The organism is Streptomyces sp. V4I2, from assembly GCF_030817655.1.
Lineage (GTDB): Bacteria > Actinomycetota > Actinomycetes > Streptomycetales > Streptomycetaceae > Streptomyces > Streptomyces plumbiresistens.
In genome coordinates, this window is record NZ_JAUSZM010000003.1 from 2,345,619 (window position 1) to 2,363,400 (window position 17,782).

Here is a 17,782-nt window from a genome sequence, read left to right on the forward strand (position 1 = left end):
TCGTTCTGCTATCGCTCGTCTATCGCTTCGAGAGCACGGTCAACTGGCCCTCGTTGATGGTCACTTCCCGGCCGCGCAGGACGATCTCGGCGCCCGCGCCGGTCGCGATGACCACGGCTTCCTTGGTGATGCGGATGTAGGCGCCGCCCTGGGCCTGGAGCAGGATTCCCTGCTCGGCGCCGGCGGTGTCGTTCATGACGATCTTGTGCGCCTGCGGTGTCTGCACGACGACCGGCTTGTTCGGCGAGTTCGCCTGCAGCTCGCGACGCGCGTCGGGCGGCAGCTCCTCGGCGGCGCCGTACCAGCACCCCGTCCACACCGGGAAGCTGGGATCCCCCTGCTCGAACTCCACCCAGACGCCCGCGCCGGGGGGCGGCACCACGAACTGCCCCGACTCGGGCCCGGTGAACGGCAGGCAGGGCAGCGCCCAGGTCGACGGCTCGTCGCCGAGGACGTCCGGGACCTCGACGGTGACACGGCCGATGCGCAGCGGGTCGTCGTTGCTGACGACCCGGCCGCGGAACTTGCCGAGGTAGCGATTACTGGGTGCCGCCATGCTGAACTGCTCCTGGTGATCGGTGAGTTGTCTCGTCGGCTGCGCTACGGCCGGACGTGGTCGCTGCGGGCTTCCAGGCCTTCCCTGGAGAGGGTGAAGTTCTGGTGGTACGAGCCCGGGCGCAGGTTGTGCGTGACGGACTTGACGTAGTAGTCGCCGTCGTACGCCCGTCCCGAGCCGCGGACGCCGACGAGCTGGCGCGGCTGCAGGATGTAGCCGTGCCGGTTGACGTCGAGCGAGCCGGAGCCGGAGACGACGTCGGCGGAGACCGCGGCGCGGGCGAGAAGCTCGGCCTCGGCCTGCTCGCGCTGCTGCTTGGCGGTGCCGGACAGGGTCCTGCGCTTGAGGGCCGGGGTGGGCCGCCTGCCGAGGGGCGGGCGCAGGGGGCTGATCGGCGGTTGCGGGAGGAGGGTGGACTGCCGGGTGCCCGGGTCCTGCCAACGGGCCTGGGGCTCCTCCCTGGCCGTCCCGTCGTACGCGAACGTCAGCTGGTCCACGGTCGTGTTGGCGTCCATGTTGACGTTGAGGGCGTGCTGGCGGATGCCGAGGCGGACCTCCGGGCCCCAACGGGCCGAGGACTGGCCGGGGTTGGGGCCGGGCTCCAGGTAGAACGTGTAGCCGTTGGCGCGGGCGAGTTCGGTGACGTACTGGAGGTCGGTGCCCGTCTGGTAGTGCACGCGGAGGTCCTGGTGCGGGGGCTGGGCGATCTTCTCGGTGTAGACGTCGGGCCGGATGCCGTAGTCGGAGTACCGGCGCAGGATGGCGAGGACCCGTTCGGACGGCGGCAGGTTGGGATAGCGGGCGGTGCGCTCCTCCAGGTCCATCAGGAGGGTGAGGTCCTCGCCGGTGACGGTGAGGGTGGAGTGGCCGGGCTGGTTGCTGGCGCCGACCTCGTGCCGGACGATCAGGCCGTCGAAGAGCACGTCGGGGGTGCCCTTGACCGCGACGGTCACGATGATCCGGGTCTTGGGGTCGAAGAACCCCTCGGGCAGCAGCCGCCGGCTGATCATGCCGGTCTTGGTGAGGTCGAAGGCCAGCTGGAAGCCGCTGCGCTCCCCCGCCGTGGCGGTGATCTGGGCGGACAGCAGCGCCTCGGTGACCTCGGCGGGGACCGGCCGGGCGAGCTTGGGCCCCATGAGGAGCGTGATGTGGACGGGGCCTTGCCCGACGGGCAGATCAAACACGCCGGTCTCCCCTGCCGCCGGGGAAGCCACCGGTGAGCGGGATGTCGATGACGCGTCCGGCCTCGTCCGTCAGCTCCCGTGGGTCGAGTACGGGGTTGGCGTCGGCGATCTGCCACCACTGGCCGACGTCGCCGAGGTAGCGCTGGGCGAGCAGGTCGGGGCGCTCGCCGCTGCCGACGACGTGGCCCTGGGTCTCCTGCTCCTCCAGCTGCTCCAGTGGAGGCAGCAACCGGCGCTTGGTGTACCGGACTTCGGTCCCGTCGGGCTGCCGGTGGATGCCGATCTCGGCGTCGTGGTAGCGGCTGGTGCGGGGGTAGGGGTGGGCGCCCGGGATGGCGTCGAGGGCGTTCTCGTACGGCTCGATGTCGGCCATGGTGTGCTGTTCAGCCCCTTCCGATCACGGCGTTCGTTCCGGCGAGCCCGAGCGAGCCGAGGCTGCCGCCCCGGGCCGCCGCGGCGAGCCGCTCCTTCTGCGCGAGGTGCGCCATGTAGAGGTCGGCGCCGCGGTGTCCGGCGGGCAGGTCGCTGACGGTGAGGATCTTCATGCCGATGCTGAGCGAGGCCCGGATCGGGTTGAGGTTCACGTCGAACGCGGACTCGTTGACGGACAGTTCGGTCAGCCGGACCGGCATGACCCGCTTGCTGCCCCAGGTGAACAGCGTCAACGGCATCTCGATCGGACTGATCTCGATGGTCCCCTTCTGCGACAGCCGGCTCGCCGCGCGCAGTTGGGCGGTCGTCGGCTGCACGAGCATCTCGAGGGTCGCGAGCTGCGGGTGGATGCCGTCGGGCGCGGCGATCTCGAACTGGTCGGTGGCGTCGATCTCGGCGGTGAACTTCCAGGTCTCCTGGGCGGGGCCCTTGAGACGGAGCGCCTCGTTGCGGTCCCCGCTGCCGGTGCCGCCGCCTCCGGCGTCGCCGCTGTCGCCGGCCGACTGGGGACTCACGCTGCGTTCGAGGGTGTCCGGGTTGAACTGCAGGACGATGATCCGCTGGGGGGTGCCGGTGTCGGGGTTGACCACGACTATTCCGGAGCGGATGGGTTTGGGGATGTCGGCGTAGCGGGTCACAGCCGGGCCTCCAGACGGGCCCGGAGGTCCGAGTAGTCGTATGCGGGAAAGAGACGTGGGAAGAGATCGAGCATTCCCGTCAGCCTCCGCGCGGTGCCCTCGTAGTCCTCCTGGGCCAGGGAGACCTCTGTGAAGAGGTACTGCCAGCCGAAGGTTCCCTTCGTTACGCGCAAGGCATCCAGGTACGCGCAGTAGTCAAGGTCCATCCGATGCACACCGAGTGGGCCGACGTCGAACCACAACTCGGGGTTCGGGACGCCGGGTTGGACTCTCAGCGCGGTGAGATGACCGACTCCGGTCATCGTGGTTCCGTCAAAACTACGCAACTGAGAAAGCAGCTCACGTTCGCCTGGGGTGGGATTGGGCCAGCCCAGTTCGGGAGGATTTCCACTCAGCGCGTCGGAGATGTGCGCGACGTCGAATTCACCGGCGATGGAGAACTCCGATTCGACGACCTCCCAGACGGCGGCCATCGAGACGAAACGGAAGTAACACCTCTGCAGGGCCGGATCCAGCGAAATACCATCGAATTCCTTCAGGCTGGCGAACTCCGTCGGAGCGTCACCGAAAACCTGGCTCACCGGCCCCTGCTCAGCCCGGGACACCTGAAGCGCAGCACAGGATCGCAGTTCGTCGAGCACGCTGACCCAACTGCGTTCATAGGGCGTCAGATCTGTCATTTCTCCTCTATTCCCAAGGCATGCGTCAAGCAGGTGACGATTCAGTCCTTGTACCGCAGGATGTGCTCGGCATTCTTCAGTTGCTCGATGGCCGCGCCGCGGTTCTCGTTGACACCGCCAGAGACCACCCCACCCGCTCCACCTAGGTCCTGCCTCGTCTGCAGGGCGCGTATAAGCTCCTGGAACTTGCTGAAGACAACTCCCGTGTCCCGAATCTTCACGATGGCTTCCGCGAAGTGCGGACTGATGCCGGTTGCCGCCCTGATGGTGGGGGCTGCCGCGGTGTTGATGTTGATCGTGGAGGGCTTTCCCGGCGGATCGAACTTCCCTGGCCAGCTGCCCTTGGAGTTCCGCTCCCGAATCCACTGGTGATTCTCGACCCGGTAACCACCCCAGGTCACGTTCACGTTTTTGGGGAATCCCGCATGAGTCGGCCAGTACGAGATGTCCACGTCGTACCAGATCATCCTTTCCTTGCCTCCCGTAGGGCCAACTCCCTTGATCACATGCCCCAGAGAACGCGCGGCCGGATGTTCCACCACGTTGGCTGCGTCATTGTTGTTGATCTTGCGGGCGGGGACGAGGTTGGACGTGGAGGCGTGACCGCCGAGCCGGGCCGGGAGCATATGCATACGCACCCAGTTGTTCTTCCGCTCGTCATTCGCGGTCGGCACGGCGTTCCATCCTTCGGGAAGGGCACCGGTCCGGTTCTCGGCCTCTGTTCCGGCGGGCGTCGACTCCTTGATGTACGACGCCTTGAAGCTGTAGGCGAGAGGACCGTCCGCGAAGGGTGGCAGAACAGTGGGCGGCAACGGCGGCTCCCCCTCGGCCGACTGCCGCTGCTCGAGAAGCTCGGCCAGATACTCCATCTGTGCCTTGAGATTCTCCAGCTGGAGCTGGAAGGCCCGGTCCCCCAAGGGCTTGCTGCTGATGCCGTAAGTGCTGCGGCTCGGAGGCAGAGCGTCCTGCCCGCGCTCGACCACCTTGTGCTGATCCGTCGAGCTCTTGAGAGCCTGGTCCTGCCTGGCCCAGAGCGCCGGGTCCGAGTCCTTCAGTTGGGCGATCTCCTTGCGCCAGCCGTCGAAGTACTCCTGAATGTCCTGCAACCTGCTGCGCGTCGCGAGGTCGGCGCTCTTTCCTTTGCCCTTGAAGAGGAGCGTGTGCGGGTCGCCGTCCATGGTCCTGAATCTCACGTACGGCAGGTCGTAGTCCCTCCTGCCCTCCTGCTCCCGCTGCCGGCCCCGGTCCCGGTCTCGCGTCCGGTCACGGTCCTGTCGACGCCGCCACTGCTCCCGCAGACGCCGCAGCCGGTCGTTCAGCCGGCCGCCGATCCTGCGGCGGGTCTTGCCGAACAGCCTGCCGACCGCGCGGCGGGCGCGGTTGACGGCCGACTTGACGGTCTGGCGGGCACGGCGGACGCGACGGCGGGCGCGGTCCCCCGGTCGACGGTCCCTGTCGGTGTCGCGGCGGCGGTCGGTCGACCGGTCGTCGTCCTGGCGACGGTCGTCCGTAGTGCGCCGACGCTCGTCGGGGCGGTTGGTCCTGGGATCGCGGTCCCGGTCGTCGTCGCGGCGGCGGTCGGGGCGGAGTGTGTCGCGGGCCGGGCCGCGGCGGGTGGGGCGGTCGGTGCGGTCCTTCCTGTCCTCGTCGCGCGTCCGCCGCTCCGCGTCCTTGGCTCGCCGCCTGGCCGCGTTGACGTCGCGGCCCTCCGCACGGCGTTCGTCGTCGTCGCGGCGCTTCTTCGGGCGGGTGGTGTGGGCGGGGCGCGGCTTCTTCTCCGGGGAGGAGCGCTTGCCGGGGCGGGGCTTGGACTGGGGGCGCGAGGTCTTGTTCGGGGACGGCTTGCGCGGGGCGGGGCGGCGATCGGCCGGCTTGTTCGTGGCCGTGGGGTCGTCGTCCTTGGGCTTCTCGTCCTGGCGCTGCTCGTCCTTCGGCTTCTCGTCCTTCGGCTTGTTCGGTGTGGACGGCTGGTCGGGGGTGTCCGGCTGCCCGGGCTTGTCCTTCTTCGTGCGGAGGTTCTTCAGCATGCCGCCGAGCCGCTCGGCGACCTTGCCCATGAACCTGCTGACGCCCTCGATGAGGAACTCGTAGATGAGCTCCAGGAGGGCCACGACCCCGGCCGCCACCGCCTTCGCGAACGGGAGCGCGCCGTTGCCGCTCTTGACGGACTTCAGGAAGTCCATGAACAGGCCGAAGGCGGCGAGGATTTCGCTCAGCGCGCCCCACGCCGTCTGCAGCGCGTCGATGACCGCCATCACCCAGCCGGCGCCGGGGATGAGCTTGGCGACGACCTTCTCGACGACCATGACGCCGATGATGAAGGGCAGTTGGGGGACCGCCTCGTCCCAGGCCATCTGAGCCATCTGGTCGACCGTGACGCCGCCGGAGACCAGCTCCTGGAAGTCCTCCATCGGGACGCCGATGATCTCCTGGACCTTCTGGTTGAACCAGGCCTTGACCGCGGTCTTGATCTCGTTGAAGAGGTGTTCCTTGGCGCCGGTCTCGGCCGCGGCGCCCGCCTTGCTGATCCAGTCGCCGGGGTCGGAGACGATGTCGTTGAAGATGGCCGCCCACTCACCCAGGCCCGACACCACCGCCGCGCCGAACTCCAGGGCGCTGACGGTGACGGACTCTGCGACGTCGACGGCCGCCAGCAGTCCGGTCTCCAGCAGGTCGAGGCCGGCGAGCAGCGCGCCGCACAGGCCGTCGAGCAGCTTCCCGGCGACCTCCTTGAGGGCGTCGGCGAACTCGTTGACCTTCTGCACGGCCCAGTCGCGGGCACCGTCGATGGTGTTGCGCCACTTGTCGCGCATCGCCGGGTAGTCGGCGAGGAGTTCGTCGCCGAGGGCGATCAGGGCGTCGGCGAAGGTGTTGATCTGGTCGATGACCCAGTTGCGGGCATCGTCGATGAGCTTGAAGACCTGCTGTTTGAACTGGTCGATGAGGTCGGTGACGGCCTTGCGGGCCTTCTCGAAGATGCCCTTGATGGCGTTCTTGAGGCCCTCGAAGAACTCCTTCAGCTTCTCGATGGCGTCTTCGAGCCAGTTGTCGGCGTCGTCCTTGCCCTCGTTCTGCTTCTTCTCCGCGTCCTGCTCGGCGGTGGTCTGCTCCGTCTCGATCTTCTTGTTGTCGTCCTCGGTGCGCTTGTCTACGTCCTTGTCGGTGTCCTCTTCCTTCTTCTTGACGTCTTCTCGGACCTTGTCGTACTTCTTGCCCTTCTTGTCGTCGATCTCCGCGACCTTGTCGTCCTGCTCCTTGCGCCACCGGTCGCGGGAGTCGGAGATGTCGGAGCGGCCCTTGTCCCGGGCGTCGGCCTGCTTCTTGCCGCTGGCGTCGACCTCGCGCTTGAGGTCCTCGTCGTGCTGCTTGCGGTCGTCCGTGGCCTTCTTGTCCTTGGCCTGACGCTCCTGGCCCATCTTGTTCCGGCCCTCGGCGAAGCCGGCCTGGATCTGCGGGCCGCGGTCGTGTTCGGCGACGGCGGAGGCGGACTCGATGGGCACACCGCCGGACACCGAGCGCGGTCCGCTCGACTTCCCGCCCTTCTTCCCGCCGGCCACCTTGCCGGTCAGGGTCTCCTTGGGGACGTCCGGGTAGAGCTGGTCCTCGCCCATCGGGCGGGCCGCGTCGTCCCGCCCGGCCTGGTGCAGTTCGGTCTTCCGCTCGTCGAGCTTGCCGCTCTGCTCGTCGGTGCGCTGCGGGTCGGAGTCGTCCTCCAGCGGCAGGCGGGGAGCGTCGCCCACGCGGGCGTTCTGCAGGCCCTCGTCCTTGGTGGGCAGCCCGAGGATCGAGTCGATCAGGTCGTCGAGCGGCAGGATCTCTTTCAGCAGCTTGCCGAAGAGCTGGGCGCCGATGGTGACGGCAATGTCCCACCAGCTCGGCTCCGGCACGTTCGCCCCCGGCACCTCGCCCTCCGGCTTCTGGTCGCCGGTGATCTCGGGGGTCTTGCCGGGGGTCGCCTCGGTGCGGGCGACCTTGGCGTTGGTGTAGGTGCCGGGGGCCGCGGGCGTCGGGCCGCCGGGGACCGTGCGCGGCGAACCGGACGGTCGCTGCGTGGTCGGCGGCGCCTTGCGCAGCGTCGAGCGCTCCTTCTCGACGGAGCGGCCCACCGCGCCGTCGACGCCCTTCAGCGTCTCCAGCGCCTGGTGCGGCTTGAGCGATCCCGCCGTCGCCAGGCCCGACTCGGGCGTGGCGTTGGAGACGTCCGGGGCGGGTGCCTCCTTCTTGGGCTTGGCGCCTCCGGCCGGGGCGGAACGGCCGCCGCTGCGGCCACCTGACCGTACGGGTGCGGGTGCGGACGCCGTACGGCCGCCGCCTCCTCCTCCGCCGCGGCGGGCGTTCTTCGCCACCTGGCGTGCCGCCGCGCGCTTGCTTCCCGTGGGCCGGGCGCGCGAGCCGGTCGAGGCGCCGGATGCCGGAGCCTGGGCGGCCTTGGGCGTGTTGGTCGCCGCCTCCGGCCCGGCGGACAAGGGGGAAGGGCCGTTGCCGGGGGCGAGCTTGGGCGCTGCGGCCGGGCCCGGGGTCGAGACCCGGTCCGGCCCGGTCTCCGGTCCTGCCGAGGTGGCGGGACCGCGGCCCTCGGTGACGTCCCGCGCTCCGGGCTCGGGGGCGGGGGCGGGCACGGACGCCTGGGCCGAGTCGCCCTGCTCGGAGCGGTTGTCGCCGCGCCCGGCGCTCTCCTGAGGGCCTGCCCCGGTCTCCTTGCTCTGCTTCTGCTGCGCACCGGCGGTGTCGGTGCCGCGTCCGCCACCCTGCTCCTCGGTTCCGCCCTTTCGGCTGTCTCCCCCCGACGCGGCGGACCCGGAAGGGGACGTCCCGGGCTCCTGCTTACGGGCGTCCTCGCCCGCCTTGTCCAACTGTCCGGGCGGTGCCGTCTCCCCGGGGCCGGGGGTCGTGCCGCCGCCCGGCGCACCGTCGGCGGTTCGGGCCTCCTCGTCACGGCGACGGGCGTCGGCGTCCTCCCGCTGAGCCTCCGTCTGCTTCCGGTCCCAGTCCCGGTCGGCGGACTCCGCCAGTGGTGCCGCGGTGGCGTCGCCGGCCCGCGACTCCGAGTCGGCACCACTGTCTTCGCCGGCCCCGGAGTCCTGCTCGACGGACAGCGCCGCGAAGAGGTCCTGGTCCTCGGAGTCGTTCTCCGCGGCGTCCGAGCCGGCGTCCCTGGAGGTGCCGGTTGCGGTCGCGCCCTGCTCCGGGCCGCTCGGAACGGCTGGAGTCTCGACGGCCGCGGGACTCATCGGACGTGCGGGATCCTTCTTGCGCTGCTCGACAAGCGTCGGGTTCTTCGCGGCCGGGGTGGCGCCGACCAGGTCGATGTCGGGCACCGAGCCGGTGCCGCCCTGCTCGTCGGGCTCCGCGTCCGACGCCTCGGTGTCGTCCTCCGCCACCGATTCCAGCCCCAACGGCTCGTCGTCGGCGTCCTCCTCGTTCGACGGGTCGCCCACGGCGCGGGCCGGAGCGGTGCCCCCACCCGTCCTGGTCCGCTCGCCGGGCTCGGCCCCGCTCCGGTCCACCGTCCCCGGGGCGGCTGCCTGCCGGGCGGCGGCCTCACTGCCGCCCGCGCCCTCGGACTGCGGCGGCTCCTGCTCACCGGCCTGCTTCTCCGGCTCCGGCGTGGCCTCGCCCTGCGCGCCCTCGGACTCCTCCTCGGCCTCCCGCTCGTCGCTCTGGTCCTGTTCCTTCTGTTCCGTCTCGGCGTTCGCCGCGCCCTGGCGCTCGTCCGCCGCGTCCTTCTGCGCGTCCTGGCCGGAGGCGTTCCGGTCCTCCTGCTGCTCCTGGGACCGTTCCTGCTGCTGCCCCGCCGAGACCTCGCGATCCCGGGCAGCGCCCTTCTCGCCGGGCGCGCCCTCCTGGTCCGCAGCGTCCGCAGCGCCCGCAGAGTCCTCGGCCTCCTCGTCCCGCTGGCCGCCGGACCCGCTCCGTCCGTCGTCCTCCTGCCGACCGACCACATCCCCGTCACGGTCAGCATCGGTACGCTCCTCCGCCTCCTGCTGCTCCTCGGCCGAGGCCCGCCGACGCTCCTCCTCGATCTCCTCGGCCGCCCCGGGCACGGCCAGCGGCGCCGCCGCGGCCTCCGACGGCAGCGGTCCGGCCTGCTCCGTCTCCTCCACGGCCGCCAACAGCCGGTCGAGCACGGGCGTGGGCAGCCGCAGCTCCAACCGGTCCAGCACGATGTCCTGCACCTGCGGCGCCATCCGCGCCAGCTGCAACCGCACGCGCCCCGACCGGTCCTCCGGGTCGCCGCGCAGGGAGCGGAGCAGGCCGTTGGCCAGGCGGTCGACAAGGGTCGCCGGGTCCAGTTGCTCCATGCGGCGACGGTCGGCGTCGACGGTCGCGTACCGCAGCCAGCCGGGCGTGGCCTGACCCTGTTCGACCTGAGCGACGTCCGCGCCCGACTCCGGCTGCTGTACGAGGTCCCGCGCCGCCGACTCCGCCTCCCGCTCGATCGCCTGCTGCGGCAGGCTCACCGCGCCCAGTTCGCGGCCGGCGCGCAGGGTGCCGAGGCCGTGCGGGTTCTGGACGGTGTGCAGGAGTTCGTGGGCGAGGAGGCGGCGGCCCTCGTCGGTGCCGGGCTTGAAGGTGCCCTCGGCGAAGAAGATGTCCTGGCCGACCGCGACCGCGTCCGCGCCGAGCAGGTCCGTCAGGTGTCCGGCGTCCCGGCCGGTGTGCAGGCGTACCCGGCTCAGGTCGTGGCCGAGGCGTTCCTCCAACTCCCGCCGTACGCCGGGATCGAGAGGCTGGCCGGCGCCGCTGACGATGTTCTTGGGCTCAGGGGTACGGGACTTGGCGGCACGTTCCTTGCGCTTACGGCGGCGCTGTTCGGCCGACTGTTCGGAACGGTCGTCCTGCGACTGGGCGTTGGCGGTCACCGGGTCACCTCCCCGTGGCCGCTGAGGCCCTCGTGCACGGCCCGCGCCAGTTCCTGGCCGAGGCGGCGGGCGGACAGGCCGGCGGGCAGGGGCGCGAGGCCGGTCAGCGCGTCGACGGTGAGGGCGCCGTCGGCCGCCAGCGGTACGCCGTGTTCCCGGACCAGGCGGGTCAGTTCGCGTTCGAAGGCGACCGAGACATGCTCGGGGTCGGCGCGGAAGCCGTCGAGCACCAGCTCCCCGATGTCCACGCGTATCGCCGAGGGCGCCTTGGTGCCACCGTTCCCGCTGTTCCCGCCGTTCCCGCCGTTCCCGCCCATCCGCTTCACACCCATCCCCGGACCTCCGTCGGCGTCAGGGAGCGCTCCAGCTTCAGATACTCCGTGCGGGCCGCCGCGAGCATGTGCCGCATCTGGAGGCGATCGCCCTCCTCGGCGGCCAGGAACGCGCCGGACAGCGCGATGTTGCGGATCGAGCCGCCCGCGACGGTGAGCCGGGCCAGCAGCGCGGGGTCGATGTCCTTCACGGGTGCCTGGGGCGGCAGCACCCGGCGCCAGATCTCCGCGCGTTCGTCCTCCGCCGGGAAGGGGAAGTCGACGACGAAGCGGATGCGGCGCAGGAAGGCCGTGTCGAGGGCCTTCTTCATGTTGGTGGTGAGGATGGCGAGGCCCCGGTAGGCCTCCATCCGCATCAGCAGGTAGCTGACCTCCAGGTTGGCGTACCGGTCGTGGCTGTCCTTGACCTCGCTGCGCTTGCCGAAGAGGGCGTCGGCCTCGTCGAACAGGAGCAGCGCGCCGCCGCGTTCGGCGGCGTCGAAGACGCGGCGGAGGTTCTTCTCCGTCTCGCCGATGTACTTGCTCACGACCTGCGAGAGGTCGATGACGAACAGGTCGAGGCCCAGTTCCTTCGCCATCACCTCGGCGGCCAGCGTCTTGCCGGTGCCGGAGCCGCCCGCGAACATCGCGGTGACGCCGAGACCGCGGCGCAGGGTCGCCGCGAATCCCCACTCCTGGTGGACGGTCGCCCGCTGCCGGACATGCGCGACGATCTCGCGCAGCACGCTGGTCTGCCGCTCGTGCAGGACGAGGTCGTCCCAGCCGGCCTGAGGTTCGATGCGGCGGCCCAGCTCGTCCATGCCGATGCGGGCCTCCTCCAGCCCGGCCCGCCAGGCGAGTTGGGCGGGGTCGAGCCGGTCCTCGTACGGCAGCCGGCGGCGCACGGTGGCGGCCGCGGACCGTACGACGTGCGGTGGCAGCTGGAACTGGGCGATCAGGGACCGGAGTTCGGTGTCGTCCATGTCCGCGACGGGGTGGAACGCGTCGGACCACAGGGCGAGTTGCTCCTCGTCGTCGAGACGGGGCACGGACACCCGCGCGCCGTGCGGGCGGTCCGTACGCAGCGGGTCCTCGCTCGACACCACGACGGGTACGGCGGCCCCGGCCAGGAACGCCTCGGCCGCCGCCCGCTGGTCACGGTCCAGTTCACCCGCCTCCAGCAGCAGCGCGGCGGGCAGCAGGATCGCCTCGCGCTGCCACAGCCGGGCGAGCGCGTCCCGTTCGGCGGGGTCCGCCGGGACGTCCTCGGCACCCATCGCGTACATCCCGAGCCCGGACCGGGCGGCCGCCGCGGCGGCGATGTCGGCGCGGCTGCGCAGGTCCCCGCCGGTCACCTCGACCACCGGCACGTCGCTCCCCGTCACCCATCCCTCGGCGACCCGGCTCGCGGCCAGGTCGTACGACGGCGGCAGGCGGTCCGGCGCGGGGGAGCGGCGCAGGCGGCCGTGCAGCCGGGCGTCCAGGTAGGGCGAGCCCAGCAGGAAGTGCAGGACGCGCTCGTCGAGCCGCAGCCGGGAGGTGGTCAGCCGTGACTCGTCGTCCAGTTCGACGATCCGCCAGCGGCGCAGCGGCGCGACGGGTGTGAGGGCGCTCCAGTGCGGCTCGGCCAGCGCGGCCAGCGCGAGCGCGAAGGTGGGGAACGCCCGCTGCGGGTCGCCCGAGGCCGCGGCGCAGCGGGCGGCGGTCGTGGGGTCCAGTTCGTCGGCGGCGGTGAGGAGGATCAGGTCGCGCTCGAAGGGGGTGAGGCCGAAGCAGGCGACCAGTGCGTCGAGCGGGTCGGCCGAGGGCTCGGTGACGGACGGGGTCGTCGGCACCGGGGCGTCGGTTCCCCGGCCGTCCTCGCCCGCCGCGTGGGCGTCGACGCGGGACAGCACACGCCGGATCTCCGCCATCAGCGCCGCGCCGCCGTCCCGCGCGCCCGCCCCGTCGGCCGTTCCCGTCGCGCCCGGCGTACCCGGCGTACCCGGCTCGTTCGTCTCCATGTCCTCACCTGCCCCCGTCGTCCCCATCCGGTCTCAGTTCTCCGTGCCTTCGCCGTCGGCCCGGCGACCGCTGCGCTTGCGGGGTTCCGGCTGCGCGGACCTGCCCGCCTGGGCGGCCTTCCGGGTCCGGGCGGCCGGCGCCTTGGCCACCGTCTTGGCCACCGTCTTGGCCGCAGACTTCGCAGGGGCTTTCACGGCCTGCTTGGCAGAAGTAGAAGCAGAAGCAGGCGCGGGCTCGGACGCGGGCTCGGGCGTCGAGACGGGATCCTCGGTCTCCGCCTCCTGGACCGGCGCCACGAACGGCACCACCCGCACGTCGGACCGTTCCACCGGCTTCGCCGGCACCGGCGTCTGGCGGCCGTCGATGAAGACGAGGGCCGCCTGGTAGACCACGGACAGCGAGTACGGGGTCTGGTGGAGCATCCCCCAGAGCTTCGACGTCTCGTCGATGTCCATCACCGTCGGCGTGAACCGCACGCGCTGTGCCGCCTCGGCGAGGTCGCTCCCGGCCAGGTAGGGCCGCTCACCGGCCTGTTCGACGACGTCCTTCGGCAGGATCGGTGTCTCGTGCAGGGTGCGCACCACGGAGCCGATCAGCCGTTGCCCGACCAGTTCCGTCTCCTCGCCGTACGCGCTGATCAGGTAGTGCAGGTCGAGTGCCGCGGCGGGCCGCTTGACCAGGGTGCCGTCCGACGCGCGCGTCGGCAGGTCGTTGTTGCGCTGCGAGGTGTTGGGCGTGACCTGGTAGAGGAACACGGAGATGGTCGGCTCGGCCTGCGCGTCGGCCGGCGGTTTGCGCGGCTCGACCTTGACGGCTTCGCCGAACTCCGGCCCCACGTTGTTCTCGATCAGCAGGGCGAGGGCCTGGGTGACATGGGCGATGGCCAGTGCGTTGCTCATGACGTCAGTCCCTCGGTTCCATCCAGCCGAATTCGTCCCACTGCTGCCTGTGCGCGGCTCACTCGCGCCCCCGTGCCAGGTACTCCGCGAGGCTCACGGTCGCCCCCGCACGCCCCGCCTGCGGCGTCCGCCGCTGCCGCGCGCCGCCGGACGGCGACCCGGCCGCCGTCACTTCCAGCCGCCCGATCTGCACCTGCACCACCTGCTCGGCCGCCCGCGCGGGTCGCCGGGCCGCGGCCTGGCGTACGGCGTCCCGTGCTGCCGTCGTGTCCGCGGCGGCGGGGCGCAGCGCCGCGGACACGACGGCGGGGGAAGGCGGCGTCCGCACCCGGGAGGGTGGGCACGGACGCCGCGGGCCGGTCGGTACCCCGGTCGGAGCGCCCTTGTCCCTCCGCGCGCCGCCCGGCGGCGGAGGGCACCTGCCGCGGTGCGAGGGGCGCGGCGGGCCGCAGCAGGGGGATCTCCGGGGCGGCCTGCGCGGCCGGGCGCGAGGCCGGTTCGGCGGGCGCCCGTTCGGTGCGTACGACGGTCCGCTCCCGTTCCGTGTACACCCGGGCCTCGCCGGACGCGGCCGGGCGCGGCGCGTCCGGCGGCGGCAGGACCGTCGGCGTGGTGGAGGGCCACAACAGCCCGTCCTCGTCCGGCGTCGCCGCCTGGGCCCGTACCGCCTCGACCCGTTCGAAGGGGCCGGGCAGCCGGGGCCGCACCCGCCCGGCGCCGGGGCGCGGGGCGGTGGCCGGTGCGGCGTGCCGGGCGATCAGCCGGTCGAGGAAGTCGGGCCCCGACAGCTCGGCAGAGGTGTCAGACATCCGCACACAGCTCCAGGTAGTAGCGGCGCCGCAGCGGGCTGAGCGCCAGGATCTCCGGCTCGCTCCAGCCGTACGCGGTGGCGAGCAGATGGACGTCGAGGAGCACGTCGCGTGCCCAGGCGTCCAGTTCGGTCCACAGGTAGGAGGCGATGTCGAGCTCGGCCCGGGTGGCCTGCCCGCACTCGGGGCAGGCCACGTTGAGCGTGAGGTCGGCGCCCGGATCGGCCGCCTCGACGGCCTCGGCGATCCGGCGCTGCACGGCTGCGGGCAACTCCCCCGCCGCCGGCTCCCCGGCCGGCACCGCGCTCCCGTGGTGCGTCGCCGAGACCAGGCACCGCGCGAGCAGCGCCGTACGCGGGTCCGCGGCACGGGCCACCGCCGCCAGGTCGGCGATACCGGGCAGCCTGAACTCGACGTTCCAGCCGTCCTGTTGAACCCGCACGACGTGTTCGCCGCGCCCGCCGAGCGAACCGGCCAGCTGCCCGGCGTCCAGCTCGAACTCCATGTCCGCGCCGCACGCCGCGCACTCCAGCCGTACCTGCATCCGCTCGCCGAACAGCGCCCGGCGCAGCGCGAACAAGTCCGCCTCGCGCTCGCCGACGGGCACCGAGGGCAGCCGTCCGGCATCGACGTCGGGCCGGGCCGCACGGTGCAGCAGCAGCGCGCGCCCGACCGGTGCCTCGGCCAGTCCCGACTCCCAGGCGGCCAGCAGTTCGGCCGCCCCGGTGATCGCCATGTCCTCCCCCGATCCGATCGACTACGCCCGGTTCATGCCGGGTTGAGGAACGACGGTTCCTCCGGTTCGGGCACCTCGTAGTCCCGCTCCCAGCCCTCGCACTCGAGCTTCAGCGACTGGATGGCCACCGCGTTGGCGTTGGCGTCGAGTTCGCCGAGGACCTGGTACTCGCTGGGCCAGGTCCGGTAGAGCTTGTGCGAGACGGCGACCTGTCCGGCCTCGTTGAGGACCTGGATCACGAGGTCCTTGCGGAAGTCGGCCAGGGACACCTCGGAGCCGAGCCCCGCGCCGACCTGCCAGACCTTGTTGGCCCAGCGGTCGAACTCGGGGTCGTGGGTGACGCCGCGCTCCAGGGTGACGCCCTCGAACTCGGAGCGGCCCGGCGACTTGCGCGGGGAGGAGGGGTCGCCGCCGTGGCGGTGCTTGACGACCTCCGTGGTCCGCTTCAGCGGACTGATCTTGCTGATGCCGGCGACCGTACGACCGTCCCACAGGACCAGGAACTTGAAGTTCTTGTAGGGGTCGAATCGATGCGCGTTGACCGTGAACTCAGCCATCGGATTCCTTCAGCTTTCCATGATTCTGCGGCGTCGGGGGTGGCCCCTAGAGCGCGAACTGGCCCGACGTCTGCTGGATCTTGACGACGACGAACTCGGCCGGCCGGACCGGCGCGATGCCCACCAGGACGTTGACGACGCCGTTCGCGACGTCCTCGTCGGTCGTGGTCTCGTGGTCGCACTTGACGAAGTACGCCTCGCGCGGGGTGCTGCCCTTGAAGGCGCCCTGGCGGAACAGCGTGTGCAGGTACGAGGAGGCGCCGAGCCGGATCTGCTGCCACAGGCTCTCGTCGTTGGGCTCGAACACGACCCACTGCAGGCCGCGTTGGAGGCTCTCCTCGACGTGCAGCGCGAGCCGCCGCACGGGCACGTACTTCCACTCGCTGTCGAGCGCGTCGGAGCCTTCGAGGGTGCGGGCGCCCCACACCAGCGGCCCGGTCACCGGGAAGGTCCGCAGGCAGTTGACGCCGAGCGGGTTGAGCAGCCCGGTCTCGCGGTCGGTCAGGTCGACGGTGAGCGAGTGCACGCCCGCGAGCCGCGCCTCGGTGCCGGCCGGCGCCTTCCACACGCCGCGCTCGGAGTCGGTGCGCGCGATGACGCCCGCGACCGCGCCGGACGGCGGGAAGGAGCGCAGCCGCCCGGTGAGCGGGTCGGTGAGCTGCAGGTGCGGGAAGTACAGGCCCGCGTGGTTGCCGCGGACGGCGTCGAAGGCCGAGAGGCCGGCCCGTGCCGTGTCGACGCTCACCCAGGTGCTGGGCGCGTCGACCAGCAGGAAGATCCGTCGCTCCTGGCACAGCCGCTGGGCCGCCGAGACGACCGTGAGCATGTCCTCGGTCTTCTCGTACGAGGCGAGTTCGGGCAGCGCCAGCAGGTTGACGTCGGCGACGCCGCGCAGGGCCTGGATGCCGGTCTTGTCGGCCTCGGAGCCGATGAGGTCACGCGGTCCGGGCGCCTCGCCGTCCTCGCCGCCCTCCAGCGGGAAGACCGGCGGGTTGACCGAGGCCTCCAGGCCCAGGTCGTTGGCGCACTCGCCGACGAAGCGGACGACGTCCTCGGGGTCGGTGGAGCCCGCGACGACCTGGACGCGCCGGCCGAAGGCGGTGACCTCGGCGCCCGCGAAGGCGTGCTTGCCCGGGGCGTCGGGCAGCGCCCGCAGCTTGCGTTCGAGCAGTAGCGCCAACTCGGCCACGCTGGAGGGGGATTCCCCGTCGCAGTCGGGGTCGTAGAGGGTGAACTCGCGCTCCACGTCGCCGATCTTGACGGTCAGGTCGACGGCCAGATCGGGCAGTTCGTGCCCGAACGGCTTGGAGACGGTGCCGGACGGGTCGGGGCGCCCCTCGCCGACGGCCTCGACGCGGATGAGCCGCGACCCCGCGTTGATCACGGTCGGCGCGTACCGCCCGTTCGAGGCGTCCATGGACAGCCCGGTGAAGCTCTCGCGGGCGTCGCCCTTGGCGTCGTAGACCCGCAGGTTGAAGGTCGCGTCGGGGTCGGGGGTGTCGTAGTCGACGGCGACGCGCAGGCCGTTGCCCCACACGCCGGGTTCCTTGGCGTGGACCTCGAGCACACGGCTCTCGCTGTGGCCCTCGGTGGACTCCAGGACGACGCAGGCGGCCTTGCCGCTGCCGGCCTTGGCCACCCGGACGATCACGGCGACGGTGCCGCCGTTGCCGAAGAACTGGTGCACCGCGTAGGCGAGGGCACTCTTCGAGCCGAGCCCGCCGAAGCGCCGCTCGAACTCGGTGAAGCCGGTGACGCGCACCGGCTCGTTCAGCGGACCCCGCCGGGTGTGTCCCACGAAGGCGGTCACCGACGTGGTCACGGCGGAGATGGTGCGGGTGCTGCTGGGAAGCTCTTCGACATAGACGCCGGGATACGTCGGCCTGGCGGCGTTCACTGCATTCGTCGGCATTCCCCCTCCAATCCCTTTTCGGGCACCGATCGACAGGCACCAAGAGACGGCAGAAAGGAGAGGTTTCGTCGCGGTGCAGGCGGAAGGTCCCGGGCGCGCGAAGGCGCGCCGGTCCGCGGACACCGCATCAGCTTCCCCCGTCAGTGCCCGGACGGACGGCCGCCCGGGTCAAGCGCACACGCTTGTGACTCCTGATGCTCA

At 71.6% G+C, this 17,782-nt stretch carries 13 protein-coding genes; all 13 read right to left on the bottom strand.

The genetic code is table 11. From position 1 onward, the window contains the following. Nucleotides 1–19: 19 nt before the first annotated feature. Genes QFZ76_RS11685 through QFZ76_RS11745 form a run of 13 tightly spaced genes read right to left on the bottom strand, consistent with a single transcriptional unit; the run spans nt 20 to nt 17,581 of the window. Entirely contained in the window at nt 20–556 is a 537-nt protein-coding gene (locus tag QFZ76_RS11685) for a phage baseplate assembly protein V (protein ID WP_307673645.1), read from the bottom strand. Nucleotides 557–600: 44 nt separating this feature from the next. Beyond that, nucleotides 601–1,740, bottom strand: a complete 1,140-nt coding sequence (locus tag QFZ76_RS11690; protein ID WP_307673646.1) for a hypothetical protein — start codon at nt 1,738–1,740, stop codon at nt 601–603. Then, nucleotides 1,733–2,113, bottom strand: a complete 381-nt coding sequence (locus tag QFZ76_RS11695; protein ID WP_307673647.1) for a hypothetical protein — start codon at nt 2,111–2,113, stop codon at nt 1,733–1,735. The genes QFZ76_RS11690 and QFZ76_RS11695 overlap by 8 nt, the downstream gene beginning before the upstream one ends. Nucleotides 2,114–2,123: 10 nt before the next feature. Continuing rightward, nucleotides 2,124–2,810, bottom strand: coding sequence for a hypothetical protein (locus QFZ76_RS11700; RefSeq protein WP_307673648.1), 687 nt, complete (start codon nt 2,808–2,810; stop codon nt 2,124–2,126). Continuing rightward, nucleotides 2,807–3,490, bottom strand: coding sequence for a hypothetical protein (locus QFZ76_RS11705; RefSeq protein ID WP_307673649.1), 684 nt, complete (start codon nt 3,488–3,490; stop codon nt 2,807–2,809). Before QFZ76_RS11705 ends, QFZ76_RS11700 begins: the two co-directional genes overlap by 4 nt. A gap of 41 nt (nt 3,491–3,531) precedes the next feature. Continuing rightward, entirely contained in the window at nt 3,532–10,353 is a 6,822-nt protein-coding gene (locus QFZ76_RS11710; RefSeq protein ID WP_307673650.1) for a DUF4157 domain-containing protein, read from the bottom strand. Further along, the gene (locus tag QFZ76_RS11715; RefSeq protein ID WP_307673651.1) at nt 10,350–10,685 is read right to left on the bottom strand and encodes a hypothetical protein; all 336 of its coding nucleotides are present in this window, start codon (nt 10,683–10,685) and stop codon (nt 10,350–10,352) included. Before QFZ76_RS11715 ends, QFZ76_RS11710 begins: the two co-directional genes overlap by 4 nt. Then, nucleotides 10,676–12,667 (bottom strand): ATP-binding protein, encoded by a 1,992-nt coding sequence (locus QFZ76_RS11720; protein WP_307673652.1) that lies wholly within the window; start codon nt 12,665–12,667, stop codon nt 10,676–10,678. The genes QFZ76_RS11715 and QFZ76_RS11720 overlap by 10 nt, the downstream gene beginning before the upstream one ends. A gap of 33 nt (nt 12,668–12,700) precedes the next feature. After that, nucleotides 12,701–13,567, bottom strand: coding sequence for a DUF4255 domain-containing protein (locus QFZ76_RS11725; RefSeq protein WP_307673653.1), 867 nt, complete (start codon nt 13,565–13,567; stop codon nt 12,701–12,703). Then, nucleotides 13,564–14,376, bottom strand: a complete 813-nt coding sequence (locus tag QFZ76_RS11730) for a hypothetical protein (RefSeq protein ID WP_307673654.1) — start codon at nt 14,374–14,376, stop codon at nt 13,564–13,566. The genes QFZ76_RS11725 and QFZ76_RS11730 overlap by 4 nt, the downstream gene beginning before the upstream one ends. After that, nucleotides 14,369–15,112, bottom strand: coding sequence for a hypothetical protein (locus QFZ76_RS11735; protein WP_307673655.1), 744 nt, complete (start codon nt 15,110–15,112; stop codon nt 14,369–14,371). Before QFZ76_RS11735 ends, QFZ76_RS11730 begins: the two co-directional genes overlap by 8 nt. 32 nt (nt 15,113–15,144) lie before the next feature. After that, nucleotides 15,145–15,669: a phage tail protein gene (locus tag QFZ76_RS11740; protein WP_266442404.1), complete on the bottom strand. Its 525-nt coding sequence runs from the start codon at nt 15,667–15,669 to the stop codon at nt 15,145–15,147. A 46-nt stretch (nt 15,670–15,715) separates the two neighbouring features. Beyond that, nucleotides 15,716–17,581, bottom strand: a complete 1,866-nt coding sequence (locus tag QFZ76_RS11745; RefSeq protein ID WP_307673656.1) for a phage tail sheath subtilisin-like domain-containing protein — start codon at nt 17,579–17,581, stop codon at nt 15,716–15,718. Between the last annotated feature and the right edge of the window lie 201 nt (nt 17,582–17,782).